Source organism: Providencia sp. LY12, from assembly GCF_057621555.1.
This window is the reverse complement of record NZ_CM172594.1, coordinates 2,728,859-2,752,986: the sequence shown is the minus strand read 5'-3', so window position 1 is coordinate 2,752,986 and position 24,128 is coordinate 2,728,859. Positions and strand designations below refer to the sequence as shown.

Here is a 24,128-nt window from a genome sequence, read left to right as displayed (position 1 = left end):
CTAGATCAAACTTATATTGAATTATTAGCAACTAAATTTGATATCACTAGTGTTTGGCACTTTTTCAGCGTTATGATACTTACTTAACAGTTTGTTCATTGGGAGAATAAAATGACTGATGCGATTAAACGTTGTAGCGCGGATGAAACAGCTGCGTGCTGCTGTGTAGATGTGGGTACAGTTCTGGAAAATAAAGATTGCACCGCATCGTATCAGCATGTTTTTGCGACTCAGCAAGAAGCTGAAGCGATGCTGAAAACACTCACAGAAAAAGCCAAATCTGTTGAGTCTGAACCGTGTGAAATTGCTCACTCAATCAACCCCGTTGCGGGTGGTGTAGAGTTATCGGCTAACTTTACATTTAGCTGTGAAGCAGAAAGTCTGATTTTCCAATTAGGCTTACGTTAATCAAACGTTTGAATTCCTTTTTAAAGCCCATTAACTCTATTATTTCGCGGATGCGTCATTTTTAGAAGTGAATGGGTTTTTTATTACTCAAAACTTACCTAATTTCCCCTCTTTATTGCCAATTAATTGTAACTTGTGTGTGAGCTCGCATTTTTTATCGACGCTGATTGATAAATGTGAAGAATATGTTAACAATCGATACAGGTCAGACCTCTTAATTTAATCACAACAATTCTACTTATTTTTCTTTTAGCAGGAGCGACCATGAATCAACTCTCCCACCATGGCGATAATAAGCATGCCACAAAAGAAAGGATTGCTATCGTTAGTGGATTACGTTTGCCTTTTGCTAAGCAATCTACCGCTTATCTCAATATTCCCGCCGTGGATTTAGGCAAAACCGTCGTTGCAGAACTATTGCATCGTAGTGATATTGACCCGTCGATTATTGAGCAATTGGTTTTTGGACAAGTGGTTCAAATGCCTGAAGCACCTAATATTGCGAGAGAAATTGTGTTGGGTACGGGTATGAGCGTATCGACGGATGCTTACAGTGTTTCTCGCGCTTGTGCGACCAGCTTTCAAGCGATTGTGAATGTCGCGCAAAGCATGATGGTGGGGGATATCTCCGTGGGTGTCGCGGGTGGCGCAGATTCATCCTCTGTGCTGCCTATCGGCGTATCAAAAAAGCTCGCAGCCACACTATTGGCGCTAAGCAAAGCCAAATCATTTGGGCAAAAATTATCGCTTATCAGTAAATTACGCCTGAAAGATTTAGCGCCAGTTGCACCAGGTGTCGCGGAATACTCCACTGGGTTACGCATGGGAGACACCGCCGAACAGATGGCGAAAAGTTACCATATTAGCCGTGAGCAACAAGATGAATTAGCCCATCGTTCTCATTTGCTGGCTGCCAAAGCTTGGAAAGGCGGCGTGTTAGAGCAAGAAGTGATGACCGCATATATGCCACCTTACAAGCAGGCATTCTCGCAGGATAATAACGTTCGTGAAAATTCCGTGCTCGCTTCCTATGCGAAACTCAGACCTGCGTTTGATAGAAAACACGGTAGCGTTACCGCAGCCAACAGTACGCCATTAACGGATGGGGCGGCTGCTGTGTTGATGATGACCGAATCTCGAGCAAAAGCATTAGGTTATACCCCGTTAGGGTACATCAAAAGTTATGCTTTCTCGGCAATTGATGTGTGGGAAGATATGCTACTGGGACCTTCCTATGCCACACCTATTGCCTTACAAAGAGCGGGGCTTTCTCTGCAAGATTTGACTTTAATTGATATGCACGAAGCGTTCGCAGCTCAAACACTCTCCAATATTCAAATGTTTGCCAGTCAAAAATTTGCCCAGGAAAAGCTTGGCTTGTCGAAGGCGATTGGGGAAATTGATATGGACAAATTTAATGTGCTGGGCGGTTCTATTGCTTATGGTCATCCTTTTGCCGCGACAGGGGCGAGAATGGTGACTCAAACATTGAATGAGCTACGTAGACGTGGTGGCGGGTTTGGGCTAACTACCGCTTGTGCGGCGGGTGGGCTTGGTGTGGCAATGATTTTGGAGGCAGAATAATGACGCAACATTCAGCAGTCATCACAGAACCTGCATTCACGTTAAAGGTAGTAAATGGCAATGTTGGGGTGATTTATATTGATGTTCCTAATGAAAAAGTGAACACCCTAAAGGCGGAGTTTGCACAGCAATTTCATGCCATTTTACAGCAAGCACAATCGACATCTGGTCTGAAAGGCTTGGTGATCACCTCCGGTAAAAAAGACAGTTTTATCGCAGGAGCAGATATTAGCATGATAGCTAACTGCACCAGTAAAGAGCAGGCGAGTGAGCTATCTAAGCAGGGGCACACTCTGTTCGATAAGATTGAAAATTATCCGCTGCCGATTATTGCAGCTATCCACGGTGCATGCCTAGGTGGTGGCTTGGAGTTAGCGCTCGCTTGCCATGCGCGCATTTGTTCTGATGACGATAAAACCAAACTGGGTTTACCAGAAGTGCAGCTAGGGTTACTGCCAGGATCTGGCGGCACTCAGCGCTTACCGCGTTTAATTGGGATCCCAAATGCCTTAGACATGATGCTGACAGGACGCCAATTAAAAGGTAAGCAAGCGTTAAAAATGCGATTAATCGATGACGTAGTTCCGGTTTCGATTCTACTGGACACGGCGGTTGAGCTGGCGCAGAAAGGGGGCGTAAAACGTAAACCTCTCCCTTGGCAACAGCGTTTACTCAGTAGCAAGCTATTGCGTAATAAAGTTTTCTCCAGCGCGAAAGAGAAAACATTAAGTAAAACCCAAGGACACTATCCGGCACCAGAAAAGATTATTCAGGTGGTGAAAGCGGGTATGAATAGCGGGCTAAAAACGGGATTCGCCGAAGAAGCCAAAGCGTTTGGTGAACTGGCGATGACACCAGAATCTGCCGCATTACGTAGCCTATTTTTTGCCTCTACCGCATTGAAAAATGAAACTGGGGCGGACGCTAAACCAAAAACTATCAAACAAGTGGGTGTGCTTGGTGGTGGCTTGATGGGGGGCGGGATCGCTTATGTGAGTGCGGTATTGGGTAAATATCCGGTACGCATTAAAGATATTTCGGACAAGGGTATCGCTCAAGCTCTGCGTTATAGCTGGGATCTGCTTTCTCAGCGAGTGAGTAAAAGGCGCTTACAGCCTCGGGAGCGGGATGCGATTATGGCTCGAATCTCGGGAACATTGACCTATCAAGGATTAGAGTCAGCAGACATTGTAGTGGAGGCTGTGTTTGAAGATCTGGCACTGAAACGTAAAATGGTGCAAGAAACCGCAAAAATGTCAGACGGCAAAGCGATTTTTGCCTCAAATACCTCTTCGTTACCTATCCATCGTATTGCGGAAGGCAGCCCTCATCCAGAGAAAGTGATTGGGCTGCACTATTTTAGTCCTGTGGATAAAATGCCGCTGGTGGAAGTGATCCCTCATCAGCAAACGGATGCCACTACCATCGCAACCACGGTTGCCTTTGCTAAGCGCCAAGGTAAAACCGCCATCGTCGTTGGTGATGATGAGGGCTTCTATGTGAACCGTATTCTGGCACCTTATTTGTGTGAAGCGGCGCAATGCCTTGTGGAAGGCGAGGCGATTGACCATATTGATAAGGCATTAGTGAAATTTGGTTTCCCTGTTGGACCTTTCCATCTACTTGATGAAGTGGGTATTGATGTTGGAACCAAAATTTTACCGATTCTCGTTGAACGTTTTGGCAACCGCTTTAAAGCCCCTGATGCTCTCGACAAAGTGGTCAACGATGACCGTAAAGGGAAGAAAAACGGTCGTGGTTTTTATGTTTACGGGCAGCCAAAAAGTAAGCTGGCTTTCTGGAAAAAATCCACAAAACGTCAAGTTGACCAGGGTATTTATTCACTGATTAACATTCACCCCTCAACGTCAACGAACCAAACGGATATTGCTCAACGCTGCGTTATGTTAATGCTCAATGAGGCTGCACGTTGTTTAGATGAGAAGATTATCCGTAGCGCGCGAGATGGGGATATTGGTGCGGTATTTGGAATTGGTTTCCCGCCATTCTTTGGGGGACCTTTCCGTTATATGGATAGCCTTGGCCTCAGTAAAACCGTGGAAACGTTGCAACACTTAGCGGAAAAACATGGTGATAAGTTTGTGCCATGCGACTTATTGATTGAAATGGCACAGTCTAACCGCACGTTTTATCCGGTGAATGATCATGAAAAAAATGCATCTTCAGCGGAAGAAAATAGTGATATTTAATAAGCGATAATCGCTGTCTAATCAACCTGATGCCACAGTTAAACGCTGTGGTTATCAGGTTTTTTTATGGCTGAATGACAAAAAATGTCAGTAAAAAACAATGTAAATCATTTTATTTACAACGGGTTTGTTGCAGAATCTCTCCTCACCCCAACTGATGGTTATCTTTAACAATAATTATCTTAACAAAAAGACCCGCATTCTCCTGTGGGACTGCGGCACAGATGGTGGATTATGCAAGTTTATATTATGCGTCACGGTGATGCTGCAATCCAGGCGGCGAGTGATTCAGCGAGACCATTAACCCAAAAGGGAAAAGATGATTCGGTACTGATGGCGAAATGGCTAAAAGCCCGCCAACCTCAAATTGATACCGTATTAGTGAGCCCCTATTTGCGCGCGGAACAGACATTACAAGTGATGCGTGAGGAATTATCGTTGCCAGCGCAAGCGCAAATCATGGAAGGGCTAACCCCCGGAGGAAATGCGGATTGGGTTGCCTCTCAAATTCGAGATTATGCATTTAGTGGTGCCAAGGCAGTTTTGGTGGTTTCGCACCTGCCACTGGTCGGCTATTTGGTCTCGGAGTTATGTCCCCACGAAGCACCGCCAATGTTCACGACATCGACGATTGCATGCGTTGAGGTGGATACTGAGCAGATGAAATGCCACTTAGAATGGATGCTCAGCCCATCGCAGATTTCGTTGACCCAATCTTAAGTTTAAGCATCCTAGGGGATGAAAACTGAACGAAGTGAGTGCTTAACGGCGAGCACTCTCAGTCGTTTCAATTAATAATAGCAGCGAAGCATTGCCGCCCCACTCTTTAGGGGCTTGGTGAAAAGCAACAATATCAGGATGTTGAGCAAGCCATAGAGGTGTTTGCTGCTTCAAAATATGCTTACCGTGTCCATGCATAATGCAGGCACAATGGACATTTTCCCGCTTACAGGCTGCAATTAACGCGCCAATTTCTTGTTTCGCTTCCATTTGGGTTAACCCATGGAGATCCAGAAATAACTCCGGCACATAGTCTCCACGACGTAATTTTTTCAGCTCATACGGGTTGGCATCCGGTCTTAAATAACGAGTAGGACCTTCATTATCTAGTTGTGGTTGAAATTCATCAGAAAAATAAAATGAAGCATCCACTTGTTCTTGCTGAACTTTTTTACTGGATGGTTGAGTGACTTTCGCACGAATAGGGGCATGCACTATTTGGTCTTGGTGAATTTTCTTAGCACCTTGAATAGCGTCTTTAAAGAGATTGATGTCGCCGTCTTCTAAGGCGAATTTATTTTTAGTCATTGTTTATAAATCAATTGTTAATAAATGATGCTTTCTTGGATGGGCAAAACAGAACCCACAAAACGGAGCGTAGTGTAACCCATTTTTCCCATGAACAGTTATCATAGAATATTTTTAGCGCTATGTAACAAATTTATAACTTTTACGAGAGTAAACATTGACAACAGACCGATAAGTAGTCTAATTGTATATACATATCTATACGTTTATATCTGTACCTTTCATATGTGAAGCCGAATCGGGTTTCTGCTGCCATGGGATGATTTATGTTATTTAAAGCACACGCAAATGATGTGATCTGGCGTAACGGGCGGATCGCCACAATGAATAGTGAACTTGGAACGGCATATGGGTTATTGGAAAATCACGATTTAATCATTCGTGGTGAGCAGATCATTGCCATTCACCCAAGCGACAAAGTTGATGCCAACGGCTGCCACATCATTGATGTTGAAGGTCGCTTAATCACGCCGGGACTAATTGATTGCCATACCCACTTAGTGTTTGGTGGTAACCGAGCCGCAGAGTGGGAACAACGTATGAATGGCGTCTCCTATGAAACAATTAGCGCACAAGGTGGCGGAATCAATTCTACCGTTCGCTCCACACGAGCTATGAGTGAAGATGGGTTATATGAGGTGTCGAAACCGCGTTTAGAAGCGTTGATTCGAGAAGGCGTCACCACCGTTGAAATGAAATCGGGTTATGGTTTAGATCTTGCCAACGAAGAGAAACAACTGTCAGTGGCAAAACGATTATTTGCAGCTTATCCGATCGACGTGAGCTCGACATTACTTTCCGCGCATACAGTTCCGCCAGAATATAAAGGTAAAGCTGACGATTATATTGACCTTATTTGCGATGAAATTATGCCGCAGCTATGGAAAAAAGGGCTATTTGATGCCGTGGACGTGTTCTGTGAAAGTGTTGGTTTTTCTCTTAAACAAAGCGAGAAGTTATTCTTAGCAGCGAAAAAACTAGGAATTCCAGTAAAAGGACATGTGGAGCAACTCTCTAATTTAGGGGGAAGTGAGCTGGTGGCAGAATTTAACGGGCTATCAGTCGACCATATTGAATACTTAGATCTCCAAGGTATTCAAGCCCTCAAACGCAGTGGAACCGTGGCAGTATTATTACCCGGTGCGTTCTATTTTTTACGTGAAACCAAACTACCGCCGATTGAATTATTACGCGAAAACCAAGTACCTATGGCCATCTCCACGGACTTTAATCCAGGTACCAGCCCATTTGCCTCACTGCGTATGGTGATGAATATGGCGGCGGTATTATTTAGATTAACCCCTGAAGAAATTTGGGCAGGAGTGACACGCCATGCAGCAAAAGCATTAGGGCGAGAACATAGCCTTGGGCAATTACGCGTCGGCTATCAAGCTAACTTTGTGGTATGGGATGCCAAGGATCCGGTAGAAATGATTTATGAACAGGGCAGCAATCCATTAAATCAGCGTGTTTATCAAGGAAAAGTCACCCATAAAAATTAATGGTTTATTTTAGTTAAAATAGAAAAAGTGTTTCTGTTTTTCAGGTTATAATATTATTTGCTCATAAAATTCTGATGTATTCATAAAGTTCTGATTGCTGCCTAGGAATATCACCTCCACTATAGGCAGTAATTATTTTGATTGATTTTCAATGTTGACGACTCACACACATTACTTATTTGGAAATAAACGTGACAGCCGAAAAAAAACCGAAGCTGAAAACTCCTGTTCCATTGTATTTGCAAGTTAAGCAGTCAATTATTGAAAAAATACAAGCAGGAGAGTGGCAAGCCAACGACCGTGTGCCTTCAGAAGCCGAGTTAGTTGTGCAGTTTGATTGTAGCCGAATGACGGCAAACCGAGCCTTACGGGAGCTTACCGCTGAAGGGTTATTGGTGCGTCTTCAAGGGGTTGGCACCTTTGTTGCCGAACCTAAAGGGCAATCCGCTTTGTTTGAAATCCACAGCATTGAAGATGAGATCCTCGCCAGAAATCACCAATACAGCTGCAAAATTAATAAATTAGAGCTAGTCAGTGCATCAGTCACACTGGCAAAAGAGTTAAATATTTCCCCAGAAACGCCGGTTTATCATTCCGTGATTGTCCATTTGGAGAATGATATTCCTGTGCAAATTGAAGATCGTTTTGTGAATGCGCTGGCAGCACCGGATTATCTGGAACAAGACTTTCTGACCATCACTCCCCACGATTATTTATCCCGTGTTGCGCCGTTGACTCAGGGTGAGCATATTGTTGAAGCGGTAGAGGCGGATGACCGCAGTGCTCGGCTTTTGCAAGTGCATGTGGGCGCATCCTGCCTGCAAATTACCCGCCGAACATGGTCACAAAGCCATATCGTGACCAGTACGAAGTTATTGTTTCCCGGTCATCGATATAAACTGAAAGGCAGTTTTTCTTCCTAGTGGTATGAAATAAGACCATTCCGTCGACATGAGCGCAGCCATTATGGCTGTGCTGACCTCTATCATCCCTAAGATAAATGTAAAATAACTGTGAACTAAATGTGATCTGGCAGGCAGATTTAGAATAAAAAAACATCAGTAAAATCAAAGGGTGTTTTTTTATTTCATTGTTTTTAATGAATAATATTTTTCGTTAGAGTCTGTTTTAGTCATCACGATTGTTAAAAAATAAATTGATTGTACATGTATATACAACTATATCTATAAGGAGACGCAATAAGTCAAACACGCATCTAAGTGAGGGTATATTCGTGACAAAGTTAAATAACAAATATCGTAATATTGAAATTCGAGCACCTCGTGGAACGACCTTAACAGCTAAAAGTTGGCTGACAGAAGCACCACTGCGCATGTTGATGAACAACCTCGATCCTGACGTGGCAGAAAATCCCCATGAGCTTGTGGTTTATGGTGGGATTGGTCGCGCAGCCCGTAACTGGCAATGCTATGACCAAATTATTGAATCCCTGAAACAGCTAGATAGCGACGAAACCCTGCTGGTACAATCAGGGAAACCTGTCGGCGTATTCAAAACCCACGAAAATGCGCCTCGCGTATTAATCGCTAACTCTAACCTTGTACCACATTGGGCGAATTGGGAGCATTTCAATGAGTTGGATGCAAAAGGCTTAGCCATGTACGGTCAAATGACCGCAGGAAGCTGGATTTACATTGGTAGCCAAGGAATTGTTCAAGGCACCTACGAAACCTTCGTTGAAGCGGGACGCCAACATTACAATGGCGATCTCACTGGGCGTTGGGTATTAACCGCCGGTTTAGGTGGGATGGGTGGCGCACAGCCATTAGCGGCAACGTTAGCAGGGGCTTGCTCATTAAATATTGAGTGCCAGCAAAGCCGCATCGATTTCCGCTTAAGAACCCGTTATGTTGATGAACAAGCCACCGATCTGGATGACGCATTAGCGCGCATCAAAAAGTACACATCAGAAGGCAAAGCCGTTTCTATCGCACTGTGTGCTAACGCGGCTGAAGTTTTACCTGAAATGGTTCGCCGTGGCATTAAACCAGACATGATTACTGACCAAACCAGTGCTCATGACCCGCTCAATGGCTATCTGCCGATTGGTATGAGCTGGGATGAGTATCGCGAAAAGAGCGTGAAAGACCCACAAGGTACTGCGCTGGCGGCGAAAAAATCCATGGCGGAACATGTGAAAGCGATGTTGGCTTTCCAAGCCCAAGGTATTCCAACATTCGATTATGGTAACAATATTCGTCAAATGGCATTGGAAATGGGCGTTGAACATGCGTTCGATTTCCCTGGATTTGTTCCAGCCTATATTCGCCCACTATTTTGCCGCGGTGTTGGTCCATTCCGTTGGGTGGCGTTATCAGGGGATCCTGAAGATATCTATAAAACAGATGCTAAAGTGAAAGAATTACTGCCAGATGATAAACATCTGCATCGTTGGCTGGACATGGCGCGTGAGCGTATTAGTTTCCAAGGCTTACCAGCACGTATTTGCTGGGTTGGTTTGGGGGATCGTGCCAAGTTAGGTTTAGCGTTCAATGAAATGGTCAGAAGTGGCGAGGTCTCTGCACCGATTGTTATTGGTCGTGACCATTTAGATTCAGGCTCGGTAGCGAGTCCAAACCGTGAAACTGAAGCGATGAAAGATGGTTCAGATGCGGTGTCAGATTGGCCGTTACTCAACGCCTTATTAAATACAGCGAGTGGCGCAACATGGGTGTCATTGCACCATGGCGGCGGCGTTGGAATGGGCTTCTCCCAACATTCTGGCGTGGTGATTGTCTGTGATGGTACAGATGCGGCAGCGGAGCGTATTGCTCGCGTACTGCACAATGACCCAGCGACAGGGGTGATGCGTCATGCGGATGCGGGCTATGACATCGCTATTGAATGCGCCAAAGAGAAAAACTTAAACCTACCTATGCTAAAAACACGTTAAGGAGTGCCATTGATGACTAAATTAACTATCCATCCGGGGAAAATGACACTCGACGAATTACGCGTTGTCTTCCAAAAGCCAGTGACCGTCACGTTAGATAAACATGCCCACAGCGTCATTGCCAAAAGCGTTGCGACCGTAAATCAAATTATTGCGGAAGATAAAACCGCGTATGGCATCAATACTGGGTTTGGTTTACTGGCTAACACCCGTATTGCCAGCAAAGATCTGCAATCTTTACAGCGTTCGATTGTGATGTCCCATGCGGCTGGTGTTGGTGAGCCACTGGACGATGATCTGGTTCGCTTGATTATGGTATTAAAGATAAACAGCCTTGCGCGTGGTTTCTCAGGTATTCGCTTAGAAGTCATTGAAGCGCTGATTGCACTGGTTAACGCACAAGTCTACCCGTATATTCCTGCAAAAGGGTCAGTGGGCGCATCGGGTGATTTAGCGCCGCTAGCACATATGAGCTTAATTCTGATTGGCGAAGGGCAGGCGCGCTTTGAAGGTCAATGGCTACCTGCGAAAAAAGCGTTAGAAAAAGCGGGCTTGAAACCATTAACTCTGGAAGCTAAAGAAGGTTTGGCACTCCTGAACGGCACTCAAACCTCAACCGCATTTGCGTTAAAAGGCTTGTTTGCGGCGGAAAATCTGCTGTTATCCGGCATTGTGTGTGGGGCGTTAAGCGTAGAAGCGACATTAGGCTCTCGCAAGCCATTTGATGCGCGAGTCCAAGAAGTTCGTGGTCAAAAAGGTCAAATCGATGTGGCTGCGCTGTTCCGCGATGTGTTATCACCAACCAGCGAACTGTCCCAATCTCACGCAAATTGCTCGAAAGTTCAAGACCCATACTCACTACGTTGCCAGCCTCAAGTGATGGGTGCCTGTTTAACGCAAATCCGTCAAGCGGCAGAAGTGATTTTAATTGAATCGAATGCGGTATCTGATAACCCGCTGGTGTTTACTGATAATGGTGACATTATTTCTGGCGGTAACTTCCATGCAGAGCCAGTTGCCATGGCGTCTGACAATATCGCGCTGGCATTAGCCGAAATTGGGGCATTATCAGAGCGCCGTATTGCGATGCTGATGGACACGCACATGTCCCAATTGCCACCATTCTTAGTTAACAATGGTGGTGTGAACTCCGGCTTTATGATTGCACAGGTGACGGCAGCCGCATTAGCCAGTGAAAACAAAGCATTAGCGCATCCATCTAGCGTGGATAGCTTACCAACATCCGCCAACCAAGAAGACCACGTTTCCATGGCACCAGCAGCTGGTCGCCGCTTATGGGAAATGGCGAAAAACGTGACGGGCATTTTAGCCATTGAATGGTTATCTGCGTGTCAGGGAATGGATTTCCGCGATGGTTTGAAATCGAGTGAAAAACTGGAAAAAGCCCGTAAAACTCTGCGTGATAAAGTCGCGTATTACGATAAAGACCGTTATTTCGCGCCGGATATCGAGGCGGCTATCTCGCTGATTGATCAACATAAACTTGCCACGTTGTTTGCAGCAAACTCGGTTTTTCATTCATAAAAAACCGCAGTTCATAGATCGATAGTTCCTATAAGTAAGTGTTTTAGAAGCAGCCGACTATGTATCGGCTGCGAATTCTCTTCGAAACGACTGATAAAAATACGAAGGACACAACATGCAAAGCACATCACAACTTGCGCGTGGGCTTTCTGCGCGCCACATCCGATTTATGGCCCTCGGTTCAGCAATAGGAACGGGGTTATTCTATGGTTCAGCCAAAGCTATTGAGACTGCCGGTCCGGCCGTTTTACTGGCTTATATTATTGGGGGCGCCGCTGTTTTTATGGTGATGCGTGCTCTTGGTGAAATGGCGGTTCGTAGCCCATTGGCAGGGTCATTCTCCCAATATGCTAGCCACTATTTAGGTCCGCGAGCGGGCTTTTTCACAGGCTGGACGTATGTTTTTGAAATGCTAATCGTTTGCTTGGCTGACGTGACGGCATTTGGGGTCTATATGAAATTATGGTTCCCTGATGTGGCTCAGTGGATTTGGGTGCTCAGTATTATCTGCTTTATTGGTGCCATTAACCTGTGCCACGTAAAAACATTCGGCGAAATGGAATTTTGGTTGTCGATAGTTAAAGTGGGGGCGATTGTCGCGATGATCGTCGGCGGTGCTGCCATTATGATGTTTGGTTTTGGTCAAGCCTCTGAACATGCGGTTGGAGTATCAAACCTATTTGACCATGGCGGGTTTATGCCAAATGGCATAGGCGGGGTCATAGCCTCATTTGCGGTGGTGATGTTTGCCTTTGGTGGAATCGAAGTCATCGGGATCACGGCGAGCGAAGCCAAAAACCCAGAAGTGACCATTCCAAAAGCCATTAATGCGGTGCCTGTACGTATCTTACTGTTCTACGTATTAACGTTGTTTGTACTGATGTGCATCTACCCATGGAATCAAATTGGCCAAAATGGCAGCCCGTTTGTGCAGATTTTTGATAGTTTAGGCATTTCAGCTGCGGCGAATATCTTGAACGTGGTGGTGATCACCGCCGCCATCTCGGCAATTAATAGTGATATTTTTGGTGCCGGTCGCATGATGTACGGCATGGCTCATGAAGGGCAGGCGCCTAAATCATTCACTAAGTTAACCAAAAATGGGGTGCCATGGATGACGGTGTTAGTCATGGTGCTGGTGCTGTTTATTGGTGTGGTACTGAACTATCTGATCCCTGAAGATGTGTTCTTAGTGATCGCTTCGATTGCCACGTTTGCCACAATTTGGGTCTGGTTCATGATTTTATTGGCACAATTTGCGATGCGCCGTAAGATGACGCCAGAGCAAGTTCAGCAATTGAAATTCCCAGTACCGATGTGGCCAGTTGCGCCTATCCTTGCAATTGCCTTTATGGTGTTTATTTTCGGTGTATTAGGTTATTTCGAAAGTACTCGAATTGCGCTGTATGTGGGGATCGGTTGGTTGTTGTTACTCACTATTGCTTACGCAGTATGGGTGAAAAAACCGGAAGAAACCGAGAAAGAAGTCGAAGAATTAGCGTAACGTTTTTAATATCATGATAAACACTGCGCCCTTGATGAAAATCCGGGGCGCGGTTATTTTTAGCGCCAAAATGCGCAAACAAGTGCTTATCTGCGTATTTTCTTACATTAATCTGCTGATTTGTCTTTCACTTCGTGGCAAACTTTAGCCATTCAAATTTTCCCTTTTAATCCACAGGCAGGAGAATCCCTTCTTGGAAAAGATCTTCGTTGATGAAGCCGTCGCAGAACTTCATACCATTCAAGACATTTTACGTTGGACCATGAGCCGCTTTAATGCTGCCAACATTTATTATGGTCACGGCACCGATAACCCATGGGATGAAGCTTTACAGTTAGTTTTGCCAAGCCTGTATTTACCGCTGGATTTACCGGATGAGCTACTAACTTCGCGCCTGACTCCAACGGAGCGTCACCGCATTATTGAGCGTGTATTACGCCGCATCAATGATCGTATTCCAGTTGCCTATCTGACTAACAGTTCGTGGTTCTGTGGACATGAATTCTATGTGGATGAGCGTGTGCTGATCCCGCGTTCGCCAATTGGTGAGCTGATTAACAACCATTTTGTGGGTTTATTATCTGATGAACCCCAAACCATCCTCGACCTGTGCACGGGAAGTGGCTGCATTGCGATTGCCTGCGCCCATGAATTCCCTGAAGCCGAAGTGGATGCCGTGGATATCTCTACGGATGTCTTGGCTGTGACGGAGCAAAACATTGCGAATCATGGTTTAGAACACCGCGTGATCCCAATTCGTTCTGACCTATTCCGTGATATGCCAGACGTTAAATATGACCTGATTGTCACCAATCCGCCGTATGTGGATGCTGAAGATATGGACGATCTGCCACAAGAGTTCCGTGTCGAGCCTGAGCTGGCGCTGGCGGCTGGTAGCGATGGTCTAAAACTGGTTCGCCGTATTCTCGCTAACGCTCCGCGCTTCTTAACTGAAGAGGGGATTCTGGTGTGCGAAGTGGGTAACAGCATGGTGCATCTGATTGACCAATATCCAGATATTCCATTTATCTGGTTAGATTTCGAATTTGGTGGTGACGGCGTGTTTATGTTAACCCGTGAACAGTTGGTGGAACATCACGAGCACTTTGCTCTTTATATTGATTAATATATTAATTAATAAAGAGTTGCGTTACTCGGCATAATCAAATAAAACATAATAATTACGCATAACATCATATTTCTTAACAAGTATAAGAATCGCAAGCAAATAGGAAACAGGGAATGGCTGGAAATTCAATTGGGCAACTGTTTCGTGTGACCACTTTTGGAGAGTCACACGGGCTAGCATTAGGCTGCATCGTTGACGGTGTTCCGCCGGGATTAGCACTGACCGAAGCAGATTTACAAATAGATTTAGACCGCCGCCGTCCGGGTACATCGCGCTATACCACTGCGCGCCGTGAACCTGACCAAGTAAAAATCCTATCGGGGGTTTTTAACGGTGTGACGACAGGCACCAGTATCGGTCTATTAATTGAAAATACCGATCAACGTTCCCAAGATTATGGTGCGATTAAAGACGTGTTCCGCCCAGGGCATGCCGATTACACATATGAACAGAAATATGGTCTGCGCGATTATCGTGGTGGCGGTCGTTCATCTGCCCGTGAAACCGCGATGCGTGTTGCTGCGGGGGCGATTGCCAAGAAATACTTGCAAGAAAAATTTGGCATTCAAATTCGTGCATGTCTAACCCAAATGGGCAGTGTAGAGTGTGAAATTAAAGATTGGTCGATTGTCGAAGAAAACCCATTCTTCTGCCCTGATCCAAGCAAATTGGATGCCCTTGATGAGCTGTTACGTGGCTTGAAAAAAGAGGGGGATTCCATTGGTGCGAAAGTCACCGTTGTGGCTGAGAACGTTCCCGCTGGTTTAGGCGAGCCAGTTTTTGACCGCTTAGATGCCGATATCGCTCATGCACTGATGAGCATTAATGCAGTAAAAGGTGTAGAAATTGGCGATGGTTTTGGTGTGGTGAGCTTAAAAGGCAGTGAAAACCGCGATGAAATCACCCGCCACGGTTTTACATCTAACCATGCTGGTGGAATTTTAGGGGGCATTAGCAGCAGCCAGCCGATTATTGCCCATATCGCGATGAAACCGACTTCCAGTATTACGGTGTCAGGAAAAACCTTGAACCGTGATGGTGAAGAGGTTGAGATGATCACCAAAGGTCGCCACGACCCTTGTGTGGGCATTCGCGCAGTACCTATCGCGGAAGCCATGATGGCGATTGTGCTGATGGATCACTTCTTGCGTCACCGCGGACAGTGTGCGGATGTTGTGCCAGCCGTGGCGCCATTCGAATAAGTCATTGACGTTTTTCAGTGGATATTCTTGCTTGGCAAGGGTATCCACTGTGAGTTAAAGGTTAGGATGAAACCTCGATTATAATCCATCCGGGCTGTGATATTGCTTAACTTTCAATAAGATAATCAATAAATAACAAATCTGCATCGTGATAGTTTACTTATCTGGAATGTGAAATGGATTGGCTTACCGCCGTTGCGCCTGAAGTTTACGCTCTGCTGTTTTTTGTCGCTCTACTTGCCGGTTTTATTGACTCTATCGCTGGGGGCGGTGGTTTACTGACCATTCCTGCGCTACTTTCTGTGGGGATCACCCCTGTCGAAACCTTGGCGACCAATAAATTACAAGCCATTGGCGGTTCATTCTCTGCCACACTCTATTTTGCAAGACGTAAAGCCATTAATTTGCGAGAGCAAATTTTCCCGGTGGTCATGACCATAATAGGGGCAATGCTCGGGGCAATTTTAATTCAATCCATCGATACCGCATTTTTGAAGCAGCTGTTACCTGTAATGGTCATCTGCGTCGGGCTCTATTTCTTACTCACACCCTCTTTGGGTGTGCAAGATAGACCTCAGCGTGTCAGTATGCCAATCTTTGGAGTTGCTGCGGGGATGAGTATTGGTTTTTATGATGGGGCATTTGGACCAGGAACTGGCTCATTTTTAGCGCTCGCTTATGTTCTGCTATTAGGGTATAACCTCGCCAAAGCTACCGCCCATGCTAAATTGTTAAATTTCGCCTCCAATTTTGGATCTTTGATCTTTTTTATTATCGGAGGTCATGTTCTTTGGGTGCTCGGTTTTGTTATGCTTGCCGGCCAAATGGTTGGTGCGAGACTTGGCGCTCGCTTAGTGTTAACCAAAGGACAAAAACTTATCAGGCCGATGATCGTCGTGATTTCACTCTTAATGAGTATTAAGCTGTTAAATGACAGCCACGGTGACGAGATTAAAGCTTGGTTTCTCACATTATTTTAAGATGATTTAAGCGTTCCATGACCCAACATCATTATCAGCAACTTATTGATATTTTCGAACAGTGTTTCGGCGAAGAGTACAATACCAAATTGGTAAAAGGGGACGACGAGCCTGTCTATTTACCTGCCGATGACACCACACCATACAACCAAATTGTGTTTGCACATGGCTTTTTTACCAGTGCACTCCATGAGATTTCTCACTGGTGCATTGCGGGTGAAAAACGCCGCCAGCAAGTGGATTACGGTTATTGGTACTGCCCAGATGGTCGCGATGAGAAAACTCAGTGTGACTTTGAAGTGGTCGAAATCAAACCTCAAGCATTGGATTGGTTTTTCTGTGTGGCAACGGGTATCCCATTTAATGTGAGTTGCGACAACTTGGAGGGGGATTTTGAGCCTGACCGTATCGCCTTTATGCGCAAAGTGCATGGGCAAGTGATGGAGTACCTCGAAAAAGGTATCCCAGAGAGACCACTGCGCTTTATTAATGCGTTACAATCGTTTTACAATACACCCCCACTTTGCGCGGAACTGTTTCCTTATCCGGAAGATATTTTCGCCTAATAGAATCACTCACTACAGTAAGGATTAAGCATGCTTGCGGATTTTGAAACACGCATACTGACAAAAATTGATGATATGGTTGAACACGCCAGCGATGATGAGCTGTTTGCTGGTGGCTATCTGCGTGGTCACTTAACCCTTGCTGTAGCAGAGCTAGAAGAAGAGAACGAAACCAGTGTTGATGCGCTATATCAGCGTGTTGAGCAAAGCATCCAAAACGCTATCAAAGCCGGTGAATTGACCCCGCCAGACCAAATTTTGGTGCTGGGCATGTGGAAAACATTGTTAGATACCGTGCGTTAGTTTTATGGACTCTATTGTTCGCATGTATTCTATTCGATTAGCAACCCATGAAGATGCCCAATTTTTACCTGAGGTAGAAGCGTCTGCGGGGCAAACTTTTGCCGGACATCCTAAGTTTGATTGGATTGCCCAAGGTGAAGTTCAACCGGAAGAAAACCACGTTGAGTGTATTGCGAATGGCTTAGAGTGGCTCGCGGTGGATAATCATGATCAGCCCGTTGGCTTTATTATGGCGGAGCATTTGAGCGATAGCCTGCATATTGTGGAGCTTTCAGTTCAGCAGTCAGCGCAAGGGCAGGGCTTAGGTAAGCGGCTTATTCAGCAGGTTATTGAGTTCGCTCAGTCCCAACAGATTGGTCAGGTTACACTAACCACATTTCGTGATATTCCGTGGAATGCGCCGTATTATCAGCGCCTTGGTTTTTCGATAATGGAAGAGGCGCAATTGACGCGCGAATTACAAGATATCTTGCAACACGAAGTGGATGCAGGGTTTCAAGCGGTTGATCGCTGCGCTATGCGGTTGAGCGTGAATTAATCTCAATATTGCTTCGTTCTGAGGGCTTCCAAATGGAAGCCCTCTTTTGTTCACGCCTCTTTCGTGGTGATTGGACGTCCCGCAAGCAGTTTTCTCACCCAAAAACGATTTGGATGTAATGCGGCAAGCACGTCATCGTCGGCAGGCATCGGCTCGTCAAAAATTTGTGCCGCGAGGATTTCAGCACACAGTGGAGCAGTGGAAAGCCCTCGTGCTCCTAATGCTCCGAACACAAACAGATTAGGATAGGCTGGAGAGGGTTCAACAGATTGTTGACGGTGAAGTTGCTCAGGTAAATCCGTATATTGCTGCATCAGGGCATCGAAGTCAGGAACATTACCAAGTAGCGGCATATGGTCGCGGATCACGCAGCGGATCCCTTGACGTGATTGCTGGTCGGAGATATTCACCTGCGACGTCCAATCCACATCCGGTAGGCTGGTGAGCAGCTTTTGCAGATTTTCTTGCTGCTCTTCCTCGGAGTATTCAAGGCTCAAATTATCTCGTTGGTAGCTAGCTCCCAAGCAGTGATGCTGATTTGTGGCATCTTCTGGCGTCATATAACCTTCGAAGCACAGCACGGTTTTTAATTTTTGCAATGTGGGGTTAGTCGGGATGTGGCTGACTTGGCCGCGTACAGGGGTGATAGGCAAGTTTTTCGTTTGCTCAAACTGATTCAATAAATGACCATTGGCAATCACCACGGTTTGATGGTGAGCCGTTTGATGTTTATCGAATGTCAGTTCCCAGCCGTTTTCTGAATGCTGTAAGTTGGTGACTGACAGACCAAAGTGGAAATTAACCCCTTGTTCAGCGAGTTCTTGCGCTAAGCTTTCGCATAATTGCGCAGGGCATAGCCAGCCGCCAGTGGGGTAATAAATACCTCGATGATTGACATCTACTCCGCTGAGTTCACTGAGTTGTTGCCTATCTTTGCCAATTGCAAACTCTTCTGGCCATTCGGTTTGCAGCATGTTGTCGATTTTTTTGGTTGATTTAGGGTTATATGCCATTTGGCTTACCCCGCACCATTGTCCATTAAATTCGATACCTTGCGCGCTAAGTTGCTGATAAAAGCGAGTTGCAAACGGGAAACCACTAACAAAAAAGCGTTCTAGGGCATTATCGTTCCCAGTCAATAGAGGGTAGACTGCGCCTTGGCGGTTTCCAGACGCGTTTTGCGCGACTTGCTGGTCTTGACAATAAATCGTGACATTCGCTCCGCGTTTTTTGAGTGAACGGGCTAAGGCGAGGGTGGCAATTCCACCACCAATAATTGCGATATCATCCGTATGGGATGCGGATTGACGCGCAAACCAAGGTGCCATCGGGCGAATCAGATTATTTTCTAATACCCCTGTTAGCATTTGACGCTTCTGACCAAATCCTTTGGTCTTCATGATAGTAAAGCCCGCTTGTTGTAATCCACGTTTGACAAATCCGGCTACCGTAAAGGTGGCAAATGTGCCGCCTTTACGCGCAAATTTTGCCATTGCAGCGAACAACTGTTCGCTCCACATCTGCGGATTTTTGGACGGTGCAAAACCATCTAAAAACCACGCATCTATCTTATTGTTTAAATTGTCATTAAGTATGGATACTTGCGTATTTACATCACCAATCCATAAATCGAGGGTGATCAAGCCGTTTTCTAAAATAATTCGATGGTTGCCGGGTAGGGCGGGTGGCCACTGTTCACATAATTGCTCTGAGAGCTCAGCTAATTCAGGCCAACAACGGTGCGCGGCGATTAAATCAGCTTTTGATAACGGGTATTTTTCAAAACTAATAAAATGTAATCGTTGTAATTTTGCATTGGGGTTTTCGGCTTTGAATTGGTTGAAGACTTGCCATAAAGCGAGAAAATTCAACCCAGTACCAAATCCTGTCTCGGCAATCACACAAGTTTCATCTTGGTGTGTTAGAAATCGCTGTGGAAAATGGTTTCCCTGCAAAAACACATGGCGACTCTCTTCTAAGCCATTTTGGTTAGAAAAATAGATGTCTTCAAACTGTTCTGAAATCGGTGTGCCTTCCTCATTCCAACTGAGGTGAGCGGTTTGTACAGCTGTCTTTTTCACGTTTAAGCCCGTTATTGCAAAATCATATTCAAATTCTAACGCTGATATCACTGTAAGGCTACCGTCACATAAAAGCCTTATTTGTGTCATGATAAAAAAAATACAAATATTTACCCTGATCGGACTTGTTCAGCGTACAAGTGTAAGCTAAAGTGACACCTGTAATCCCGTAATCATATAATTATAGACATGAGGTAACGAATGAAGCGTGCAGTCATAACTGGCCTAGGTATTGTTTCCAGCATTGGTAATAACCAGGAAGAAGTACTGGCTTCTCTGAAGGAAGGTCGTTCCGGGATCACTTTCTCAGAAGAATTTAAAGAGGCAGGGCTGCGTAGCCATGTCTGGGGTGATGTAAAGCTGGATACTGAAGGTCTGATTGACCGTAAAGTCCGCCGTTTCATGAGTGATTGCTCTGTCTATGCTTACCTGTCAATGGAACAGGCGATTAAAGATTCAGGTTTAGCGGAAGACCAAGTGTCTAACCTGCGTACGGGTGTTGTTGTTGGCTCTGGTGGTGGTTCTCCACGTAACCAAGTCGCAGGTTCTGACGGTATGCGTGCGAAAGGTCTGCGTGGTGTGGGTCCATATATGGTGACTCGCGCAATGGCTTCCGGTATCTCTGCTTGCTTAGCAACACCGTTCAAAATCAAAGGCGTTAACTACTCAATCAGCTCTGCATGTTCAACGTCCGCACACTGTATTGGTCACGCAGTTGAGCTGATCCAACTGGGCAAACAAGATGTTGTGTTCGCGGGTGGTGGTGAAGAACTGAGCTGGGAAATGACGTGTGAGTTCGATGCAATGGGTGCGCTGTCGACTAAGTACAACGAAACTCCATCGAAAGCATCAAGAACTTATGACCAAGACCGTGATGGTTTCGTTATTGCAGGCGGCGGCGGTATCGTCGTGGTTGAAGAGTTAGAGCACGCATTAGCACGTGGCGCACACATTTATGCAGAAGTGGTTGGCTACGGCGCAACATCTGACGGTGCTGACATGGTGGCTCCATCGGGCGAAGGCGCAGTGCGTTGTATGCAAATGGCAATGCACGGTGTTGATAAAATCGATTACATCAACACACACGGCACTTCAACACCAGTCGGTGATACTAAAGAGTTAGAAGCTATCCAAGAAGTGTTTGGTCATGATTGCCCTGCACTTTCTGCAACCAAAGCGATGACAGGTCACTCTTTAGGTGCAGCAGGCGTTCAAGAAGCGATTTATAGCTTGCTGATGTTAGAGCATGGCTTTATTGCGCCAAGCATCAACGTTGAGAATTTAGATGAGAAAGCGAAAGGCTTGAACATCATCACCAAACCAACTGAGCAAGCGCTGAACACAGTGATGTCTAACAGCTTCGGTTTCGGTGGTACTAACGCAACGTTAGTGATGAGCAAATACAAAGCGTAATTTTCATTCACTGAAATGCACTGATTCACTGAAATGCACTAAATAGAAAGCGAGGGCTAAGGCTCTCGCTTTTTTTATGGCTCAATTATTGCCGCCACCATCATCATTTTATTAAATTACCGTAATGAAAATAGTGCCATGATATCGACTCAAATATTCATTCACTTTGAGGAATTAAAATGAACATAACTCGATTTAATATGGCGGTTTTAAAGCAGGATATTAAGATTTTAGGCACCTTAGTCGTTAACTACATTCGCAGTAAATTTAGTGCGTTGTTAAAAACTGTGCGTAATGTTGACATGCCATTTCCATTGCATAAAGAAAAGGTGCTACAAAGGCTGGATGTAGATATCCCAGAAGAGGTGATAGCCGAGAAACTGGATTTTCATGATACTAAATTACATACATTGAGACGGGAAGCCGATCAAAAAGAAAAACAGCGACAGCAAGCTGAAATCATAGGAGAAAATGGCATTAAATAGCTCGTCATTTCTTATCGCTATTTAAGGTTATCAGAATTATCCACGGGTCTTTTATTGCCAAATTGTTTATAAATGCATGACACAGCATTTAATCAAAAAGAAAGGTAAAAAAGATGGCGTATTGGACGGCGAAAAGTGTTCCAGAATTAGCAGGATTAGAGAGAAAAGAGCAAGGACGCCTATTTCGTCAATGCCTGAAAGAAGGTAAAAAACGCATGGGCGCGAAATATTGGAAGCTCACAGGACTCGCGGTTTTACTTTCCGCTGTATTAGCCTTTATGTTGTTTTTCTTTGGTTTCTTTTCCGGTGGTTTTCTAGGCGGCGCATTGTTAGGCGGTATGATCGGTGCCTTGTTTGTCTTTATTGTACAAACACCAACCATTGATGTGGGTCGCGAATGGCTACGCGAGCAGGGATACCCGAAATCAGAAAATCAGTGAGCTAGTAAACAAAAAAAGCCCCATTTTCATGGGGCGAAGTCTTTTAGTCATAACGTACAGTAGGAATTACACTTGCGCGGTTTGCTGGCGGCGTTTGCGAATAAGCTTCACAATCGGTGGTAACACTAGCACCAGCACCGCCAGAATTAATAAGCTCTTAGAAATCGTACTGCTCCACAGAATATTGAAATCCCCATTACTGATAGACAACGAGCGGCGCAGGTTTTGCTCTAACATTTCACCTAAAACAAACCCGAGGATCAGCGGAGATAGCGGGAAATTCATCTTCCGCAAGATATAGCCGAATACCCCAAGCCCCATCATTAGTAGCAGGTCAAAAGTGGTACTGTGTACGGCGTAAACGCCCACCGCAGAGACACAAGCAATCGCAGGGACTAAGAACCACAATGGCACGGTGAGCATTCGCGTGAATAGGCCGATCAGTGGAATATTCATCACTAGCAACACAACGTTAGCAATCAGCAGTGCGGCAATTAATCCCCAAACGATATGTGGCTGTTCAGTAAACATTCCCGGACCCGGAGTGATGTTATACAGGGTCAGTGCCCCCATCATTACTGCCGTCGTGCCTGAACCCGGAACACCGAGGGTTAACATCGGAATAAATGACCCACAGGCAGAGGCGTTGTTGGCGGCTTCAGGTGCCGCGACACCGCGAACATCCCCTTCACCAAATGTCCCTTTATCCCCTGCAATTTTTTTCTCTGTCATATAGGTGATGGCACTAGCGATAGTCGCCCCTGCACCCGGTAAAATTCCCACAAAAAAGCCAATAAATGAGGAGCGTAATGTTGGACCAGCACAGGCCTTGGCTTCTTTCTTGCTAAATAACATTCGACCCGTTTTGCGGATCAATCCTTGTCCTGTTGCCGTGCTTTCTAGCATGAGTAATATTTCACTGACAGAGAACAGACCAATAACCACGACGATAAACTGGACGCCATCGGATAGGTTAACGCTGTCAAAGGTAAAGCGGTATTCCCCAGAGTTGGCATCGACACCGACGGTTGCTAGTGCCAAACCAATCAATGCTGCGAGCAGCGATTTGACAGGATTTTGGCTCATCATGCTGCCTAAACACGCGATAGCAAAAACCATCAATGCGAAATATTCAGCAGGACCAAATGCGAGTGACCATTGTGCCAGTAAAGGTGCAAATAAAATGATCCCAACAATCGCAATTGTGGAACCGATAAATGAACTGACGGCAGAAATCGAGAGCGCGATACCGCCTTGACCTTGCTTCGCCATCGGATAACCATCTAACGTGGTCATGATCGCCGCGGCGTCACCGGGAACGTTCAATAGGATGGCGGAAATTCGCCCTCCATACTCACAGCCTAAATAAACGGTTGCCAACAAAATTAGGGCAGATTCAGCTGGTAACTTTAGTGCAAATGCCAATGGCAATAGAATTGCGACACCGTTAATTGGGCCAAGACCCGGTAACATACCGACAATGGTGCCGATAAAGCAGCCAATCAGCCCGATCATAATGTTTTGAGGGATCAGCGCGACCTCAAAGCCTTGAGATAAATACATCCACGTTTCCATACTTTCTCCTTAGCTAAAAAGCTCGCCGATTGGCAATGTCACATCGAGTAATCGGTCAAAGGCATAGAATAGGGAAATTCCTAGGATTGGACCGGAAATCAGGGCGGCTATCGGGGTTGCACCAAATAACAGGGCAACGCTGATGGTCAACAAAGTGGTCGATAATGGAAATCCTAACCACTCAAACGCCCATGCATAAATAACTAATGCAATGATTAACAAGACTAAACGGCGCAAGACATAGGGCTTTGGCCATTCAACCGCTTCTTGGCGACCCAGCAGGAGTGCGAGTGCGCACAGGGTCATTAATGACAGTATGGCTATCGGGAAGGGGCGGGGGCCTAGTGGTTCATAGGTAAACTCACTTTGGATGCCCCAGCCGATGTACAGCCCGATCCCACACAGTATTAGCCAGACTATGGCAAATATGCGTTGGCTCAT

At 45.6% G+C, this 24,128-nt stretch carries 22 protein-coding genes; 18 read left to right on the top strand and 4 right to left on the bottom strand.

The features are described from left to right. Positions 1–111: 111 nt before the first annotated feature. The 4 genes from ACY3ZI_RS13075 to sixA all read left to right on the top strand — a co-directional run bounded on the left by ACY3ZI_RS13075 (position 112) and on the right by sixA (position 4,922). The gene (locus ACY3ZI_RS13075; protein ID WP_132495504.1) at positions 112–408 is read left to right on the top strand and encodes a YfcZ/YiiS family protein; all 297 of its coding nucleotides are present in this window, start codon (positions 112–114) and stop codon (positions 406–408) included. Positions 409–672: 264 nt separating this feature from the next. Further along, positions 673–1,992 (top strand): acetyl-CoA C-acyltransferase FadI, encoded by a 1,320-nt coding sequence (gene fadI, locus ACY3ZI_RS13070; protein WP_487375307.1) that lies wholly within the window; start codon positions 673–675, stop codon positions 1,990–1,992. Further along, on the top strand, positions 1,992–4,202 hold the full coding sequence (fadJ, locus tag ACY3ZI_RS13065; RefSeq protein WP_487375306.1) for a fatty acid oxidation complex subunit alpha FadJ: 2,211 nt from the start codon (positions 1,992–1,994) through the stop codon (positions 4,200–4,202). Before fadI ends, fadJ begins: the two co-directional genes overlap by 1 nt. 234 nt (positions 4,203–4,436) lie before the next feature. Next, positions 4,437–4,922, top strand: a complete 486-nt coding sequence (gene sixA, locus ACY3ZI_RS13060) for a phosphohistidine phosphatase SixA (protein ID WP_132495498.1) — start codon at positions 4,437–4,439, stop codon at positions 4,920–4,922. 42 nt (positions 4,923–4,964) lie between these two features. Here sixA and smrB read toward each other — a convergent pair whose 3' ends face one another. After that, positions 4,965–5,510: an endonuclease SmrB gene (gene smrB, locus ACY3ZI_RS13055; protein ID WP_036949350.1), complete on the bottom strand. Its 546-nt coding sequence runs from the start codon at positions 5,508–5,510 to the stop codon at positions 4,965–4,967. Between the two features lie 266 nt (positions 5,511–5,776). On the opposite strand from smrB, the gene hutI reads away from it, so the two are divergent. The 11 genes from hutI (at position 5,777) to ACY3ZI_RS13000 (ending at position 17,693) form a co-directional block, all read left to right on the top strand. Next, complete coding sequence (gene hutI, locus ACY3ZI_RS13050) at positions 5,777–7,012, top strand: imidazolonepropionase (protein WP_487375305.1); 1,236 nt, start codon at positions 5,777–5,779, stop codon at positions 7,010–7,012. A 191-nt stretch (positions 7,013–7,203) separates the two neighbouring features. Next, the gene (gene hutC / locus ACY3ZI_RS13045) at positions 7,204–7,935 is read left to right on the top strand and encodes a histidine utilization transcriptional repressor HutC (RefSeq protein WP_487375304.1); all 732 of its coding nucleotides are present in this window, start codon (positions 7,204–7,206) and stop codon (positions 7,933–7,935) included. A gap of 311 nt (positions 7,936–8,246) precedes the next feature. Next, complete coding sequence (gene hutU, locus ACY3ZI_RS13040) at positions 8,247–9,926, top strand: urocanate hydratase (protein ID WP_211886101.1); 1,680 nt, start codon at positions 8,247–8,249, stop codon at positions 9,924–9,926. A 12-nt stretch (positions 9,927–9,938) separates the two neighbouring features. Then, positions 9,939–11,471, top strand: a complete 1,533-nt coding sequence (hutH, locus tag ACY3ZI_RS13035; RefSeq protein WP_211886100.1) for a histidine ammonia-lyase — start codon at positions 9,939–9,941, stop codon at positions 11,469–11,471. 115 nt (positions 11,472–11,586) lie between these two features. Continuing rightward, a complete protein-coding gene (locus tag ACY3ZI_RS13030; protein ID WP_132495490.1) occupies positions 11,587–12,975 on the top strand; it encodes an amino acid permease in 1,389 nt (462 codons plus the stop codon). A gap of 193 nt (positions 12,976–13,168) precedes the next feature. Then, on the top strand, positions 13,169–14,101 hold the full coding sequence (gene prmB / locus ACY3ZI_RS13025) for a 50S ribosomal protein L3 N(5)-glutamine methyltransferase (RefSeq protein WP_036949367.1): 933 nt from the start codon (positions 13,169–13,171) through the stop codon (positions 14,099–14,101). 116 nt (positions 14,102–14,217) lie between these two features. Beyond that, positions 14,218–15,306 (top strand): chorismate synthase, encoded by a 1,089-nt coding sequence (gene aroC, locus ACY3ZI_RS13020; protein WP_108478568.1) that lies wholly within the window; start codon positions 14,218–14,220, stop codon positions 15,304–15,306. A gap of 176 nt (positions 15,307–15,482) precedes the next feature. Further along, entirely contained in the window at positions 15,483–16,286 is an 804-nt protein-coding gene (locus tag ACY3ZI_RS13015; protein ID WP_132495486.1) for a TSUP family transporter, read from the top strand. A 17-nt stretch (positions 16,287–16,303) separates the two neighbouring features. Next, complete coding sequence (locus tag ACY3ZI_RS13010) at positions 16,304–16,852, top strand: elongation factor P hydroxylase (RefSeq protein WP_036949374.1); 549 nt, start codon at positions 16,304–16,306, stop codon at positions 16,850–16,852. A gap of 30 nt (positions 16,853–16,882) precedes the next feature. Continuing rightward, entirely contained in the window at positions 16,883–17,155 is a 273-nt protein-coding gene (locus ACY3ZI_RS13005) for a YfcL family protein (protein WP_487375303.1), read from the top strand. Between the two features lie 4 nt (positions 17,156–17,159). After that, positions 17,160–17,693, top strand: coding sequence for a GNAT family N-acetyltransferase (locus tag ACY3ZI_RS13000; protein ID WP_487375302.1), 534 nt, complete (start codon positions 17,160–17,162; stop codon positions 17,691–17,693). Between the two features lie 50 nt (positions 17,694–17,743). Here ACY3ZI_RS13000 and mnmC read toward each other — a convergent pair whose 3' ends face one another. Continuing rightward, positions 17,744–19,774: a bifunctional tRNA (5-methylaminomethyl-2-thiouridine)(34)-methyltransferase MnmC2/FAD-dependent 5-carboxymethylaminomethyl-2-thiouridine(34) oxidoreductase MnmC1 gene (gene mnmC / locus ACY3ZI_RS12995; protein ID WP_211886097.1), complete on the bottom strand. Its 2,031-nt coding sequence runs from the start codon at positions 19,772–19,774 to the stop codon at positions 17,744–17,746. Between the two features lie 201 nt (positions 19,775–19,975). On the opposite strand from mnmC, the gene fabB reads away from it, so the two are divergent. From fabB to ACY3ZI_RS12980, 3 genes are all read left to right on the top strand, one after another. Then, a complete protein-coding gene (gene fabB / locus ACY3ZI_RS12990; protein WP_108478571.1) occupies positions 19,976–21,187 on the top strand; it encodes a beta-ketoacyl-ACP synthase I in 1,212 nt (403 codons plus the stop codon). Between the two features lie 179 nt (positions 21,188–21,366). Further along, positions 21,367–21,672, top strand: coding sequence for a hypothetical protein (locus ACY3ZI_RS12985; protein WP_211886094.1), 306 nt, complete (start codon positions 21,367–21,369; stop codon positions 21,670–21,672). A gap of 113 nt (positions 21,673–21,785) precedes the next feature. Further along, on the top strand, positions 21,786–22,112 hold the full coding sequence (locus ACY3ZI_RS12980; protein WP_211886093.1) for a hypothetical protein: 327 nt from the start codon (positions 21,786–21,788) through the stop codon (positions 22,110–22,112). A 66-nt stretch (positions 22,113–22,178) separates the two neighbouring features. On the opposite strand, the gene ACY3ZI_RS12975 is transcribed toward ACY3ZI_RS12980, so the two are convergent. Both ACY3ZI_RS12975 and ACY3ZI_RS12970 read right to left on the bottom strand, forming a co-directional pair. Then, a complete protein-coding gene (locus ACY3ZI_RS12975; protein ID WP_487375301.1) occupies positions 22,179–23,687 on the bottom strand; it encodes a tripartite tricarboxylate transporter permease in 1,509 nt (502 codons plus the stop codon). A 9-nt stretch (positions 23,688–23,696) separates the two neighbouring features. Beyond that, a complete protein-coding gene (locus ACY3ZI_RS12970; protein ID WP_036952661.1) occupies positions 23,697–24,128 on the bottom strand; it encodes a tripartite tricarboxylate transporter TctB family protein in 432 nt (143 codons plus the stop codon).

Bases quoted from the DNA above. Each gene is read 5' to 3' on its own strand.
- ACY3ZI_RS13030 (WP_132495490.1), top strand. From the start codon at position 11,587: ATGCAAAGCACATCACAACTTGCGCGTGGGCTTTCTGCGCGCCACATC.
- ACY3ZI_RS13015 (WP_132495486.1), top strand. From the start codon at position 15,483: ATGGATTGGCTTACCGCCGTTGCGCCTGAAGTTTACGCTCTGCTGTTT.
- fadJ (WP_487375306.1), top strand. From the start codon at position 1,992: ATGACGCAACATTCAGCAGTCATCACAGAACCTGCATTCACGTTAAAG.
- aroC (WP_108478568.1), top strand. From the start codon at position 14,218: ATGGCTGGAAATTCAATTGGGCAACTGTTTCGTGTGACCACTTTTGGA.
- hutI (WP_487375305.1), top strand. From the start codon at position 5,777: ATGTTATTTAAAGCACACGCAAATGATGTGATCTGGCGTAACGGGCGG.
- ACY3ZI_RS13000 (WP_487375302.1), top strand. From the start codon at position 17,160: ATGGACTCTATTGTTCGCATGTATTCTATTCGATTAGCAACCCATGAA.
- ACY3ZI_RS12970 (WP_036952661.1), bottom strand. From the start codon at position 24,128: ATGAGCCAACGCATATTTGCCATAGTCTGGCTAATACTGTGTGGGATC.
- smrB (WP_036949350.1), bottom strand. From the start codon at position 5,510: ATGACTAAAAATAAATTCGCCTTAGAAGACGGCGACATCAATCTCTTT.
- ACY3ZI_RS12985 (WP_211886094.1), top strand. From the start codon at position 21,367: ATGAACATAACTCGATTTAATATGGCGGTTTTAAAGCAGGATATTAAG.
- sixA (WP_132495498.1), top strand. From the start codon at position 4,437: ATGCAAGTTTATATTATGCGTCACGGTGATGCTGCAATCCAGGCGGCG.
- fadI (WP_487375307.1), top strand. From the start codon at position 673: ATGAATCAACTCTCCCACCATGGCGATAATAAGCATGCCACAAAAGAA.
- fabB (WP_108478571.1), top strand. From the start codon at position 19,976: ATGAAGCGTGCAGTCATAACTGGCCTAGGTATTGTTTCCAGCATTGGT.
- ACY3ZI_RS12980 (WP_211886093.1), top strand. From the start codon at position 21,786: ATGGCGTATTGGACGGCGAAAAGTGTTCCAGAATTAGCAGGATTAGAG.
- ACY3ZI_RS12975 (WP_487375301.1), bottom strand. From the start codon at position 23,687: ATGGAAACGTGGATGTATTTATCTCAAGGCTTTGAGGTCGCGCTGATC.
- hutH (WP_211886100.1), top strand. From the start codon at position 9,939: ATGACTAAATTAACTATCCATCCGGGGAAAATGACACTCGACGAATTA.
- ACY3ZI_RS13005 (WP_487375303.1), top strand. From the start codon at position 16,883: ATGCTTGCGGATTTTGAAACACGCATACTGACAAAAATTGATGATATG.
- ACY3ZI_RS13010 (WP_036949374.1), top strand. From the start codon at position 16,304: ATGACCCAACATCATTATCAGCAACTTATTGATATTTTCGAACAGTGT.
- ACY3ZI_RS13075 (WP_132495504.1), top strand. From the start codon at position 112: ATGACTGATGCGATTAAACGTTGTAGCGCGGATGAAACAGCTGCGTGC.